Origin of the sequence: Citreicoccus inhibens (genome assembly GCF_019039035.1) — a bacterium.
Classification (GTDB): domain Bacteria; phylum Myxococcota; class Myxococcia; order Myxococcales; family Myxococcaceae; genus Citreicoccus; species Citreicoccus inhibens.
The window spans coordinates 65,741-78,478 of sequence record NZ_JAHNZT010000037.1 but is presented as its reverse complement, the minus strand read 5'-3'; the positions used below and the strand labels follow the sequence as shown (position 1 = coordinate 78,478).

Annotated in this window: 11 protein-coding genes and 2 tRNA genes; 6 read left to right on the top strand and 7 right to left on the bottom strand. The window is 68.7% G+C overall.

From position 1 onward, the window contains the following. Positions 1–123: 123 nt before the first annotated feature. On the bottom strand, positions 124–399 hold the full coding sequence (locus KRR26_RS30400) for a hypothetical protein (RefSeq protein ID WP_233577361.1): 276 nt from the start codon (positions 397–399) through the stop codon (positions 124–126). Next, complete coding sequence (locus KRR26_RS30395; RefSeq protein WP_217081518.1) at positions 396–626, bottom strand: hypothetical protein; 231 nt, start codon at positions 624–626, stop codon at positions 396–398. The genes KRR26_RS30400 and KRR26_RS30395 overlap by 4 nt, the downstream gene beginning before the upstream one ends. 1,191 nt (positions 627–1,817) lie before the next feature. On the opposite strand from KRR26_RS30395, the gene KRR26_RS30390 reads away from it, so the two are divergent. Then, on the top strand, positions 1,818–2,387 hold the full coding sequence (locus KRR26_RS30390; protein ID WP_236069340.1) for a hypothetical protein: 570 nt from the start codon (positions 1,818–1,820) through the stop codon (positions 2,385–2,387). A 218-nt stretch (positions 2,388–2,605) separates the two neighbouring features. Here the strand turns inward: KRR26_RS30390 and KRR26_RS30385 are convergent, their stop codons facing one another. From KRR26_RS30385 to KRR26_RS30375, 3 genes are all read right to left on the bottom strand, one after another. Beyond that, complete coding sequence (locus tag KRR26_RS30385) at positions 2,606–2,767, bottom strand: hypothetical protein (RefSeq protein WP_158611596.1); 162 nt, start codon at positions 2,765–2,767, stop codon at positions 2,606–2,608. A 750-nt stretch (positions 2,768–3,517) separates the two neighbouring features. Continuing rightward, positions 3,518–3,594 (bottom strand) — tRNA-Asp (locus KRR26_RS30380). A gap of 9 nt (positions 3,595–3,603) precedes the next feature. After that, positions 3,604–3,675 (bottom strand) — tRNA-Val (locus tag KRR26_RS30375). Between the two features lie 412 nt (positions 3,676–4,087). Between KRR26_RS30375 and hemE the strand changes: the two genes are divergently transcribed. From hemE to KRR26_RS30355, 4 genes are all read left to right on the top strand, one after another. Further along, positions 4,088–5,134 (top strand): uroporphyrinogen decarboxylase, encoded by a 1,047-nt coding sequence (gene hemE / locus KRR26_RS30370; protein WP_217081517.1) that lies wholly within the window; start codon positions 4,088–4,090, stop codon positions 5,132–5,134. Positions 5,135–5,234: 100 nt separating this feature from the next. After that, complete coding sequence (fadI, locus tag KRR26_RS30365; protein WP_217081516.1) at positions 5,235–6,536, top strand: acetyl-CoA C-acyltransferase FadI; 1,302 nt, start codon at positions 5,235–5,237, stop codon at positions 6,534–6,536. Further along, the gene (gene fadJ / locus KRR26_RS30360; protein WP_217081515.1) at positions 6,536–8,776 is read left to right on the top strand and encodes a fatty acid oxidation complex subunit alpha FadJ; all 2,241 of its coding nucleotides are present in this window, start codon (positions 6,536–6,538) and stop codon (positions 8,774–8,776) included. Before fadI ends, fadJ begins: the two co-directional genes overlap by 1 nt. A 91-nt stretch (positions 8,777–8,867) precedes the next feature. Then, on the top strand, positions 8,868–9,995 hold the full coding sequence (locus KRR26_RS30355) for a mannosyltransferase family protein (protein ID WP_217081514.1): 1,128 nt from the start codon (positions 8,868–8,870) through the stop codon (positions 9,993–9,995). On the opposite strand, the gene KRR26_RS30350 is transcribed toward KRR26_RS30355, so the two are convergent. Together KRR26_RS30350 and KRR26_RS30345 are read right to left on the bottom strand one after the other, a co-directional pair. Next, positions 9,988–10,815 carry a carbohydrate deacetylase gene (locus KRR26_RS30350; RefSeq protein WP_217081513.1) on the bottom strand — a complete coding sequence of 276 codons (828 nt, stop codon included), beginning with the start codon at positions 10,813–10,815 and terminating at the stop codon, positions 9,988–9,990. The genes KRR26_RS30355 and KRR26_RS30350 overlap by 8 nt on opposite strands. A gap of 12 nt (positions 10,816–10,827) precedes the next feature. Beyond that, on the bottom strand, positions 10,828–11,622 hold the full coding sequence (locus tag KRR26_RS30345) for a glycosyltransferase family 2 protein (protein WP_217081512.1): 795 nt from the start codon (positions 11,620–11,622) through the stop codon (positions 10,828–10,830). Positions 11,623–11,728: 106 nt separating this feature from the next. Here KRR26_RS30345 and KRR26_RS30340 point away from each other — a divergent pair, with 106 nt between their 5' ends. Beyond that, a complete protein-coding gene (locus KRR26_RS30340; RefSeq protein ID WP_217081511.1) occupies positions 11,729–12,706 on the top strand; it encodes a GGDEF domain-containing response regulator in 978 nt (325 codons plus the stop codon). Positions 12,707–12,738 lie beyond the last annotated feature (32 nt).

Genomic DNA, 12,738 nt, shown 5'->3' with positions numbered 1-12,738 from the left:
CAGGGCTCGCTTCTTCTTCTGGTACTTGCTCACACAGGGCCGAACGGAGTGGGTTCCTGCCGCTTCCCCACTCGTCCAGCGCCTGCCTACCCTCCGGGCCGATCGGGAATCACGCCTCGTCGTTTAGGGGCAGGCGTGGCTGTAGTCCACGACCCTGTACGCCGTGATTCGGCCGTACTGTGTGGGCATAGAGCCGCACGGCCCGCAACTCGCCCAGCCAACCTCTGTGGTGTAGGTCGCGTCGCTGTAATATGTGTACTCGTAGATGCTCGTGCATGACGGGGCGAGCGCGCCCTCGGACGCCACGACCTCGGCGCTCTTCGTCGGCGCACCGTCACCAACAGCGCCACCACAGCCAACGAGCAGTCCAACTGCCAGCATGCCGATGTGCGACTTCACCGTGCCTCCTTGCGTGCGCCGGGATTGGCGCGTCGTCCCGGCGTAGCAAGGACGCGACCGAACGAGAACGACGCGGCGGGGTGAGCGTCCGCATCCCTCGTGTTGGGCTCGTCGGCCGAGTCCTCGGGCTCCGCGGCGAGCAGCTTCTCGACAACAGCGAGGGCCTCGCGCGCACCCAGCGCGTCCATCGCTGCCTGCTTCGCCTCGCGGTACTCCGCGCGCGCCACGGCCAGCCGCGTCCGTGCCGCGAGACTCCCGTCAATGCCTCGCTGCTTCCACTACACCTTGCGCTCCGCCAACCCTAAGCGCTCCGCGCTTGCCTCCCGCTGCATCCAGTCCATACCCGTCGCCCGACAGCACGCGCCGTACCGGGCTGACGCTCGCGCGCGGAAACGACAAGGGCCCGGACGGCACGTCCGAGCCCCTGAATGTAGCCACGTCCTGCGCGCGTCAGTTGGGTCTCGCGGAAGGAACAGCTCTATCGCAATTCTCACTGCGACTCAAGTTATCTCCAGGACAGCTCTCAATCGCAATGCCGTTGCCCTCGACCGACGACGTCACCTTCCCGACGGTCTCCTAGCACTCGCCATGCCTCCACTCCTGGTCCTTCGCGCATTCGCCTTTGCGCGGCGCTGCGACGCGCTCAGTCACTTCGTACTTCTGCGCTTCGTACTGCTGCTCTTTGTATGTTGGGCTGGAGGAAATGTATGCAATCACCTCTCGATGACAATGAGGTCGAGGGTAATGAGCTTGGCGATGAGCTTGGTCTGCTTGTCTATGGTAGCCCTCTTTTAGGCAGTCGTACCGTACTTGATGCTCCGGCTCCTTGCTCCTCGGGGGCCGATCGGATTCGCGCTGTGCGCGTCAGGTCTGGGTGGGCCTGTCCTGCGCGGGCAGGTAGCCCCCTGCATCTCGAGAGACTGGATGTTCTCAGGGATGAGCTGCTCCTCCAGCTCCAATACGGAGCCCGCGGGCGCAGGCTGGGCTTGCGCTCCGGGCGGAGTCAACTACAGCCACAGCGCCACACAGGGGAGCAGCGGGCTGCGATGCATGTGTTCTCCTCGGAGTTCGCGCTTCTTCAGCAGCCTGGCGCCCTTGAGCGCTACACTTGCGGTCCTATGTCGACTCCAGGCGCAATCGCTGTGTACACGTCGGGCTCGGGGGTCCCCGAGCACGTCTCCGAACGCCCCTGGCGTGGGGTCTATCAGCACTGGGATGGCTATCCGTCTGGGCTCGGGCAACACCTCATGTCCCGCGTTCAGCGCGCGCAAGGTGATATGCAATCCGTGGTGCGCCAGCTCATCGATGGGGCCCCCTGGGGCTGGTCGCACTGCATGCCAGGACCTGGCGCACCGGAGGGCGACCGCATCTCGGAGGGGAATGCCGGCCCGCGAGTCGCCCCGGACGAGACCGAGAGGGTGGCCTACATCTACGTCTTCGACCTGGAGGCACGTCGGCTGGACGCGTTCTCGACTTGTGTTGGGGACGACGGCAAACGGCTCTGCTCCGTTGTCTTTTCGCAGACGGGCACGCCCGACCTGAGGGCGCTCGATCTCTTGCCTGAAGAGACTGTCGATGAGCCCCTCCTTCCCGGCAAGGAACTCTCAGCCAAGGCTCTGCAGGACTGGCTCGAGGGCCTGCCAACGCTCGGGACGGACTCCACGTCTCTCCACTGGGTGGTCACGCAGCAGGGCCCAGACGCTGCGCTCGTCATCACGTTCCGGGTCGTCACCTATGAAGACGGCGGCATCAGCTCCGTGGTGGAACGAGAGTGGGATGCAGTGCCCCACTCCGCGAGACTGGAGCCGGAGCGTGTTCGGAACTTCATCGAGGCGCTCGTCGAGGTAGTGCGCGAGGATCCAAGACGGCTCGATCCGTTCTGGATCTCCGCGCAGGACACCCTGCGTCGTTCCGGGGCAAGGCAGCGTGAGAGCCTCGCGAAAGTCCTGAGGGCTCAGTGGGCCAGCGACTTTGGATTCGCGGCGTAGCCGCCCTTGAACGGCCCAGGTGTCCCGCCTCCACACCCGGGAGACTTGCGGCTACATCCCTTCGTCACGTTCCAGACTGCGTCCGCCCACGCGAGGTTGGTGTCACCCACGGGCCAGTTCCTCCTGTTGGTTGGGTCGTTCTCTCTGCGGCGCGAGGGGCGCGGAGCCGCGGCACGTGAGCGCAGGGCCGCCCAGGTCGTCGCCACACATGCACGGCGTCAGGGATTGCACGCCGCCCTGGGGTGCTGGGCCTGGACCAACTCGAGCAGCTCCGTGTCGTGGGGCAGGGGGATGCCGCTCCGGTGGCGCGCGGGCCCATCTCCCAGGCAGTCGGGGCACGACTCGCCCGGCGTGCCGCGCGTCGCACAGGGGGCCGCCATGGCTCTGGCCCTCCCCCGCGCTCGCCACGATGCCGAGCGCGGCGCGCAACGCTCGCAGTGTGTCCAGCGAGAGGTCCCCCCGGCCCTTCGGCGCGGGCACGGGGCGCACGTCGCCGTGCATCCACTGTGTCTCGTATCGGTAGACGGAGAGCTCGTCTCGGACCTGCTCCACCACCTGTGCGAGCTCGCCGGGCATGGGCGGCCCACTGGGCTCGGTGTTCAGGTCCACGCCCTCGTCCGTTGACCACGTGGAGTCGGCCCAGAGGTTGAGGTCGCCCCACTTGAGGAGGAGCTTCTGCTCAACGAGTGGCGGCACGTCGGGCGGCGGCGTGAGCAGAGGCTCCCGAGTGCGCGCGACGATGCCGCTCGGCTCGCCTAGGTACTCCAGCAGCTATGGACGCCGGCCGGCACGTCGATGGCGCTGGCGGATGTGCGGTATCGGTACGTCTGGGAGGCCATGGCCAAGGTGATGTCCTCTTCGGACTGGGCGCAGCGGTCTCTGCGGCACGTGTGCAGCCTGCCGCGGACGATGTTCTCGGGAATGGTGTCTTGGGTGACCCATGGCGTCGGCCCGGGGGGATGGCCGCCTACACCACGCTTCCGTGGGAGGCCCTCTGCCGAGAGGTGGCGAAGCTGCAGCTCAGCCTGCCGTCCCCAGAGGAGGGGACGATGGGGTCCGTGACAGTCGAGTTACAGTCGGCGCCAGAAAAACAAAACCCCAGCAAGTCCGAAGACTTGCTGGGGTCTGAGTGGCGAGGAGTACGGGACTTGAACCCGTGGCCTCCGGCGTGACAGGCCGGCGTTCTAACCAACTGAACTAACTCCCCATAACCATGTGGGCGGAACAGGGATTGAACCTGTGACCCTCGCCTTGTAAGGGCGACGCTCTACCGCTGAGCTATCCGCCCTCGGCGGTCCGCCGCGCTGCAACGAGGTGGGCTTTTATAGGCGCTGCCCCACACTGTCAAGCACCTGTTTGCGGGCCCTTCGCATCAATTTTCGTCCGCACTCTCCGCCCCCTGCTCCAGCTCCGAACCCTCCCTCGCGCGATCACACTCACGGCCTCATGGGTATGCACTCATCGTCCGCGTGGCCTCGCGCCGGACATGACGGATGCCCCTCGCTCCAGTATGACCCGCCCGTGAATGCGGGGGACCGAGCGGGTGACGTGCCGCGCTCGGACGTAGGGCAGTCTCGGTTCAGTGCTTCGGTGCCGCGTCTCGGAGGGGGACCTCCCCAGGACGCCGCTCCGGGCTTCTTCTGGCAGCCTCCTTCCGGGCCCCCTTTTGAGACAGGGCCCCATCGCAGCAGGGACACGACGTGAACGACAGACTCCTGAGGGCCGCGCGCCGCCAGCCGACCGACACCACCCCGGTGTGGCTGATGCGCCAGGCCGGCCGCTACCTGCCCGAGTACCGGGCCATTCGCGGCAACATCGCCTTCCTCGACCTCTGCAAGAACCCTGACCTGGCGGCCGAGGTGACGGTCCAGCCCGTGACGCGCCTGGGCGTGGATGCGGCCATCATCTTCTCGGACATCCTCATCCCCGTGGAGGCCATGGGCATCCACCTGGAGCTGGGGGACAAGGGGCCGCACTTCCCCAACCCGGTCCGGACCGCGGCGGACATCGACCGGCTGGGCGTGCCCGACCCTGTCGAGGGCACCGGCTTCGTCGCCGAGGCCATCCGGCGCACGCGCCGTGCGCTCAACGACTCGGTGCCCGTCATCGGCTTCGCGGGCGCGCCCTTCACGCTCGCCGCGTACATGGTGGAGGGGGGCGGCTCGAAGAGCTACATCCTCATCAAGCGCCTCATGTTCGAGCAGCCCGCGCTGGCGCATCGCCTCTTCCAGAAGCTGACCGACACCCTCATCCCGTACCTCAAGATGCAGGTGGAGGCCGGCGCGAAGGTCGTTCAAATCTTCGACTCATGGGGCGGCGAGCTGTCCCTCTGGGACTTCGAGCGGTTCAGCCTCCCGTACCTCACGCGCATGGTCTCCGAGTTGAAGGCCACCGGCGTCCCCGTCATCGTCTTCGGCACCGGCATGACGCCGCACCTGCCGCTCCTCAAGCGCACGGGCGCGGACGTCATCGGCCTGGACTGGCGCGTCCCGCTCGACGAGGGCCGCCGCGTGCTCGGGCCCGACGTGGCCGTGCAGGGCAACCTGGATCCACTCCACCTCTTCCTGCCGCGCGAGGAGCTGGAGGGCCGCGTGCTCGACATCCTCCACCGCGCCGGCCCCACCGGGCACATCTTCAACCTCGGCCACGGCATCCTCCCCCCGACCGACCCCGAGGCCGCGAAGTTCCTCGTGGAGGCCGTGCACCGCCACGGCGCGGCGCTCCGCCAGGCGTCCGCGAAGCCGTAGGCCCAGGGGCCTGCCGGTTGACTCAAGAATCAATCCAGGGTTGACGCGGCGCATCAGCGCTCGTTAGATGCGCTTCACTCGACGTAGGAGGGTGAGGCACATGGCAAGCGAGAAGCGCAACGGCCACCGCCGGGTGGCCATCGTCCGCGGCTTGCGGACGCCGTTCGTGAAGGCGGGCACTGTCTTCTCGGGGCTGACGGCGCTGGACCTGGGCCGCATGGTGGTCCAGGAGTTGGTCCAGCGGGCCGATCTCGACCCGAACGAAATCAACCAGGTGGTGTTCGGGCAGGTCATCCCCACGCTGACCGCCCCCTCCATCGCGCGCGAGGTGGTGCTGGCCTCGGGGCTGCCGCGCCACATTGAGGCCTTCACGGTGGCGCGCGCCTGCGCCACGTCCATCCAGGCCATGACGACGGCGGCCAACGCCATCGCGGTGGGCGAGGCGGACGTCATCATCGCGGGCGGCACCGAGTCCATGTCGGACGCGCCCATCTTCACCAGCCGTCCCCTGGCGCACGCGCTCGTGGCGTCCTCGAAGGGGCGCACGCTGCCGGAGAAGCTGCGCCCCTTCCAGAAGCTCAAGGGCAAGGACCTGTTGCCGGTGCCTCCCGCCATCGCCGAGTTCTCCACGGGCCAGACGATGGGCGAGAGCGCGGAGAAGATGGCCAAGGAGAACGGCATCTCCCGCGAGGAGCAGGACCGCATCGCGTTCAACTCGCACCAGAACGCGGCCCGGGCGTGGAAGGACGGCCGCTTCGACAACGAGGTCATGCACGTGGTGGTGCCACCCAAGTACGAGCAGGTGGTGGCCAAGGACAACATCATCCGCGAGGACACCACGCTGGAGGCGCTCGCCCAGCTCAAGCCGGTGTTCGACCGCAAGTACGGCTCGGTTACCGCGGGCAATGCCTCGCCGCTCACGGATGGCGCCGCGGCGCTGCTCTTGATGACCGAGGAGAAGGCCCGGCAGCTCGGCTATGAGCCGCTCGGCTTCCTGCGCGCGCATGCCTACGCGGCCACGGACCCAGGAGACCAACTGCTCCAGGGTCCGGCCTACGCGGTGCCCGTGGCGCTCAAGCGCGCGGGGCTGACGCTGGCGGACATCGACCTCGTGGAGATGCACGAGGCGTTCTCCGCGCAGGTGGCGAGCAACCTCCAGGCCCTGGCCTCCAAGTCCTTCGCGAAGAAGGCGGGCTGGAGCGCGCCGGTGGGCGAGGTGGACCGCGAGCGGCTGAACGTGACGGGAGGCTCCATCGCGATTGGCCACCCCTTCGGCGCCACGGGGGCGCGCATCGTCACGCAGGCCCTCAACGAGCTGAAGCGTCGGAACAAGAACACGGTGATGTGCACTGTCTGCGCCGCTGGCGGCCTGGGCGCCGCGGTCATTCTGGAGCGTGCGTGATGGCCATCAAGCTTGACGAGGTCGAGGCGAAGCAGGGCTTCCGGTACGAGGTCGAGGGCGGCGTCGCGGTCATCACGTTCGACCTGCCGGACTCGGCGGTCAACACGCTGTCCCCCGAGACGGGCGAGGCCTTCACCGCGCTGATGCGCCACGCGGAGGGTGACACGGCCGTGAAGGCCGTCGTGTTCATCTCCGGCAAGAAGGACAACTTCGTCGCTGGCGCGAAGATCGACTTCCTCCAGACGCTCCGGTCCGCGGAGGAGGCCACCGCCATCAGCCGCAACGGGCAGCAGGGCTTCGAGCAACTCGATGCCTTCCCCAAGCCGGTGGTGGCGGCCATCCACGGCTCCTGCCTGGGCGGCGGCCTGGAGTGGGCGCTCGCGTGCGACTACCGCATCGCGACCGACAGCCCCAAGACGACGCTGGGTCTGCCCGAGGTGCAGCTCGGCCTGATTCCGGGCGCGGGCGGCACGCAGCGTTTGCCGGCGCTCATCGGCGCGCAGCAGGCGCTGGACCTCATCCTCACCGGGAAGAACGTCAAGCCGGCCAAGGCGAAGAAGCTGGGGCTGGTGGATGAAGTGGTGCCCGTGCCGCTGCTCCGCTCGCTCGCGCTCCAGCGCGCCGGGGAGCTGGCGGCGGGGACGCTGAAGGTGACGCGCGCGCACGGTCAGGGCCTCAAGGCCGTGGCCTCGAGTGGCAAGGCGAAGGGGCTGGCGGGCTTCCTCAAGGGCCTGGCGAGCAAGGACCTGTGGACGGAGGTCGCGCTCGAGGACAACCCGCTGGGCCGCAAGGTCCTGTTCGACCAGGCGCGCAAGCAGCTCCTGAAGAAGACGCGCGGCAAGTACCCCGCGCCGGAGAAGGCGCTGCAGGTCATCCGCGCGGGCCTGGAGTCCGGGCGCGCCGCGGGCCTGGAGGCCGAGGCCAAGGCATTTGGCGAGCTGGTGGTGTCGGATGTCTCGCGGCGGCTGGTGGAGATCTTCTTCGCCACCACGGCGCTGAAGAAGGAGAACGGCACCGCGAACCCGAGCGTGAAGGCGCGCGAGGTCAAGAAGGTGGGCGTGCTGGGCGGCGGGCTCATGGGCGGCGGCATCGCCTATGTGTCCTCGGCGCTCCAGGGCGTGCACGTGCGCGAGAAGGACAAGGACGACGCGGGCGCGGGCCGCGCGCTCAAGCAGGTGCAGAGCGTGCTGGACGAGCGCGTGAAGCGGCGCTCGCTCACCTCGCGCGAGGCGGTCGCCAAGATGGCGATGGTCACCGCGGGGACCGACTACAGCGGCTTCAAGACCGCGGACCTCGTCATCGAGGCGGTGTTCGAGGACCTGAAGCTCAAGCACCGCATCATCGCCGAGGTGGAGGCCGTCACGCGCGAGGACTGCATCTTCGCGTCCAACACGTCCAGCCTCCCCATCTCCGAGCTGGCCAAGGGCAGCAAGCGGCCCGCGCAGGTCATCGGGATGCATTACTTCAGCCCGGTCCACAAGATGCCGCTGCTGGAGATCATCACCCACCCCGGCACCGCCGAGTGGGTCACCGCCACCTGCGTGGAGGTGGGGCGCAAGCAGGGCAAGACGGTCATCGTCGTCAATGACGGGCCCGGCTTCTACACGTCGCGCATCCTCGCGCCGTACATGAACGAGGCCGCGTACCTGCTGGCGGATGGCGCGGACATCACCGCGCTGGACAAGGCGCTGGTGGAGTTCGGCTTCCCGGTGGGCCCGATTACCTTGCTCGACGAGGTGGGCATCGACGTGGCCCACAAGGTGGGGCCCATCATGGAGGGCGCCTTCGGCAAGCGGATGGCGGCGCCCAAGGCGCTCGACGGCGTGGTGGCCGATGGCCGACTGGGCCGCAAGACGCAGAAGGGCTTCTACCTCTACGAGAACGGCAAGAAGAAGGACGTGGACCCCACCGTCTACGCGCTCCTGCCCCATGGCAAGGACCGCAAGCCCATGGAGCGCGCGGAGATGGCCGAGCGGTGCGCCCTCCAGATGGTGAACGAGGCCATCCGTTGCCTGGGCGAGAACATCCTGCGCAGCCCGCGCGATGGTGACGTCGGGGCCATCTTCGGCCTGGGCTTCCCGCCGTTCCTCGGCGGTCCGTTCCGGTACGCGGACAGCCTGGGTCCCGCCCAACTCCTGCGCAAGCTGGAGCACTACCAGGACAAGTTCGGCGAGCGCTTCACGCCCGCGCCGTTCCTCATCGAGCAGGTCCGCGCTGGCAAGTCGTTCCACGGCGGCTGAGATGATGCCCCCCGTCGCGAGGGCTTTCCCTCGCGACCGAGGGGCGGTGGCTTGACGGCGGGGCGGAAGTGGACCAAGGGCAGACCTGCCCATGGAACGCTCCGCCTCCCGTACCGTGTTGCTCACCGGGCTTGGTGCCCTCCTCCTCTGTACCGCCACCGCCACGCTGGCGGCGATGGCGTGGCAACTGACGCCGCTGCCACCGCAGGACTGGTTTGGCTCCGCGCTCTTCAAGGGGTGGGTGCGCTGGGACGCGGGCTGGTACGCGCACATCGCGACGGTGGGCTACAGCTATACGCCCGGCCAGCAGAGCCCGGTGGCGTTCTTTCCCGCGTATCCGTTGGCGGTGCGCGTCGTCAGTGGGCTCGGGCTGAACACGAACCTGTCGGGCGTGCTGATTGGGATGACGTGCGGCATCTCGGCGCTGTTCGTCTTCTCGCGGTGGGCGCGCACGCGCGCGGACGAGGAGGTGGCGCGCGACGCGGGACTCGTCCTGGCGCTGTACCCGCTGGCCTTCTTCCTCTACGGGGCCATGTACTCGGACGCGCTGTTCCTCCTGTTGGTGGTGAGTGCGTTCCTGATGCTGGAGCGTGGGCATCTGGTGCCCGCGGTGCTCCTGGGCGCGGTGGCCACCGCGGCCCGTCCCGTGGCGCCCGCGCTCGTGCTGGGCTTGCTGGCGCGACGGCTGGAGTGGAAGCGCGAGCGGGGACTGAAGTGGAGCCTGTGGGACCTGCTCCCGGTGCTCGCCGCCACGGGCTTCATCCTGTACGTGCTCTATCAGTGGCGCGCGTTCGGTGAGCCCTTCGCCTTCGTGAAGGTGCAGGGCTCGCCGGGGTGGGATCAGCAGCCGGGTTGGCGCACGTGGCTGAAGCTGCGGTGGTTCCAGGGCTTCGGCTGGCACATGCGCCTGCCGGTGTTCTGGCGCCTGACGGGGCACGCGCTCGTGACGGTCGGCGCGCTCGCGCTGGTGTGGCCCACGTACAAGCGTCTGGGCTGGGGCTATGGCCTCTACACGCTGGCCATCGTGGGGATGCCCGCGATGGCCACCAAGGACTTCATGAGCATGGGGCGCTACCTGCTCGCGGCCTTCCCGCTGTTCCTCACGCTGGCCATGCTCCTGCGCGAGCGCCCGCGCGTGCACCGCGCCGTGCTCGTGTTCAGCGCGGCGTTGATGGTGGTGCTCGCGGGGGCGTTCGGCGCCGGGGCCTACGTCACGTGAGCGCGCGGTAGGTGCTGAGCGCGACGTCGCGCTCCCGCAGCCGCTCGCGCACGCGGGGGCTGGTGAGCGCGGCCAGCTCCGCCTCCCAGCCGTACGTCCACACCGGGTCCTCTGGCACGTGCGGCGTGCCGTCGCCGGGGTGACATCCCAGCTCGAAGTCTCCGGCCGGGAGCGAGTCCAGCACCGCGAGGAGCGCGGGCTCATCCAGCCGGCCCGCCTCGAACACGCCGCCCGCGCTCACCCGGCGCAGGTTCGGCGAGGCCAGGGGCGCCGTGCGCGCGAGCACCGCGAGCACGGTGGTCTTCAGCGCCGGACCGGGCGCGCGCAGCCAGCCGAGTCGGGGCAGGGCGTCGGGCCACCGCAGCGGCAGCCGCTCGCGCTCCGCCAACGCCTCGACGATGGCGCGCACGCCGGGCAGCACGTGCAGGTGTTGATGCCCATCCAGGTGGTCCACGTCCACGCCCAACGCGCGGGCCCGAGACACCTGGGCGGACAGCTCGCGCTCCAACTCCTCGCGCTGAACCTGACCGGTGAGCCAGGCGCGCGCGAACGCGGCCCAGCTCTGCCGCAGCCGTCCGTCAGGCGCCACGGTGGGAACGTCGGAGGCGGCCGAGGGCAGGCGCGTGGACAGCGCCAGATGCACGCCCACCGCCAGCCCCTGCTCGCGGGCGCGCCGCGCAGCCTCGGGCGCGGTGGGCCCGGTGGACAGGAGCGTGGCGCTCGTGACGATGCCTTCGCGGTGCGCCTTCAGGATGCCTGCGTCCAAAGAGGGATGCAGGCCGAGGTCATCCGCGTTGACGATGAGCCGGGTGCGGGCCATGGGCGGACCGGCTTAGCCGCGCGCGGCCCGGCCCGGGGCGGGCGGCGTGCGCAGGGCGGCCACCGTCGGCGGCAGGCGCACCGGCTGCTGCGGCGCCGTCGGGGTGCGGGTCTCCGGGTACAGCCGCACCAGCTCCTTCACCATCTTCACGATGACGGAGGGCGAGGCGAGCGTGGAGATGCCACGCGTGCGCGGGAAGTAGTCCACGCCCATCTGGAACACGCGGAAGCCCTTGCGGATGGCCTTCACCACCAGCTCGGCGTCGATGAACGAGCCCTGGCTCTTGAGCTCGATGGACTCCAGCACGCGCCGGTGCATCACCTTGAAGCTGAAGTTCACGTCCTTGATCTGGATGTCGAACAAGGAGCGGATGAGCATGTTGTAGACGAACGAGTAGATGATCCGCTTGGGACCCTCGCTCGTGCGGTCGAACCGGAAGGCGCAGATCATGTCCGCCTCCAGGTACTCCATGAGATGCAGCGCGCGCTCCAACTCGCGCATGTCCCACGGCAGGTCGATGTCGGAGTAGGCGATGATGTCCTTCGTCGACGACGAGAAGCCGGTGCGCATCGCGCCACCCAGCTTCAGGTTCTCCGGATGCGTGATGACGCGGACCTGCGGATGCTTCGCGGCCAACGCGTCGCAGATCTCCTGCGTCCGGTCCGTGGATGCGTCGTTGACGATGATGACTTCGTAGTCGTCGGTCAGCCGGGCCAGCGCCTCCAGGGCGCGTTCAACGGCTCGCTCGACGTAATCCTCTTCATTCCACGCGGGAAAGAAGAGGCTGATGCTCGGGTACTTGCCCACCAGGGAGACCTCGCGGCGTGTGTGCGGCTCTGAACGGCGCTCGCTAGCAGAGGCTTCCCGAGGAACGCAAACCGGGACTCGCTCTCCATTCAACACTCGTGCTACCATGGAATCACCATTTTACGGTGACACTGTGAAATCCAGGCCCTACTCCTTGCTGGTGGTCGACGATTCCCAGGCCGTACTCCCCAAGCTGGCGCGCGCGCTGGGCCCCGAGGACTTCGCGTTGCGCGTGGCGCGCACGGGCCCCGAGGTCCTTCGTCTGGCGCGCGAAGTGGATGGCGTGGTGCTGTGCCTGAGCACGAGCGACCCCGCGGCCGGCGTGGCCCTGCTCGACAGGTTGGGCGCCGCGGAGGCGGAGCGGACGCCGCCCGTGTTCGTGCTCGCGCCCGCCGAGGCCCGCGCCGCCTGGCTGGCGGCCCTCCACAAAGGGGCTGAGGTCGTCCTGACCCCATGGGATGAGGACGAGCTGCTCGCTCGGCTGCTGCGGGGCCTGCATGCGCACGCACGGTTGGAGGCCCTGGCCGTGCAGGTGGGGGAGCTCAGACATCTGTCGGTGACGGATGGGCTGACCCAGGTGCACAACCACCGCTATTTCCAGGAGCGGGTGAGAGAGGAGTTCCGACGGGCGCAGCGCTATGACGACGCGCTGTCGCTCATCCTCCTGGACCTGGACCACTTCAAGGCGGTGAACGACCGCTACGGCCACGGCACCGGCGACGACGTGCTGCGCGAGGTGGCCGCCGCCCTTCAGCGGAGCGTGCGCGAGACGGACCTCGTGGCCCGCTATGGGGGCGAGGAGTTCGCCGTGCTGCTGCCCCGCACGCACGTGACAGGCGCCCTCACCGTGGCGGAGCGGGTCCGCCAGGAGCTGGGTGAGCTCCTGCTCGGGCCCGAGCGAACCCTCCGGGTGACCGCGTCCCTGGGCGTCTCGGGCTTCCCCCACCGCACCGTCCTGTCCCCCGAGCAGCTCCTGCTCACCTCCGACGAAGCCCTCTACCGAGCCAAGCGCGAGGGCCGCGACCGTATCTGCTTGCACCCCCAGCTCTCCCTTTTCGCGCCCCCCACCTCGCAGAGCAGCTGACCTGGGTCAAAAACCCTGTGTCTGATTTGACC

Coding starts and splice junctions, on each gene's coding strand:
- KRR26_RS30385 (WP_158611596.1), bottom strand. CDS start 2,767: ATGGCGGCCCCCTGTGCGACGCGCGGCACGCCGGGCGAGTCGTGCCCC.
- fadI (WP_217081516.1), top strand. CDS start 5,235: ATGGCAAGCGAGAAGCGCAACGGCCACCGCCGGGTGGCCATCGTCCGC.
- fadJ (WP_217081515.1), top strand. CDS start 6,536: ATGGCCATCAAGCTTGACGAGGTCGAGGCGAAGCAGGGCTTCCGGTAC.
- KRR26_RS30355 (WP_217081514.1), top strand. CDS start 8,868: ATGGAACGCTCCGCCTCCCGTACCGTGTTGCTCACCGGGCTTGGTGCC.
- KRR26_RS30350 (WP_217081513.1), bottom strand. CDS start 10,815: ATGGCCCGCACCCGGCTCATCGTCAACGCGGATGACCTCGGCCTGCAT.
- KRR26_RS30340 (WP_217081511.1), top strand. CDS start 11,729: ATGGAATCACCATTTTACGGTGACACTGTGAAATCCAGGCCCTACTCC.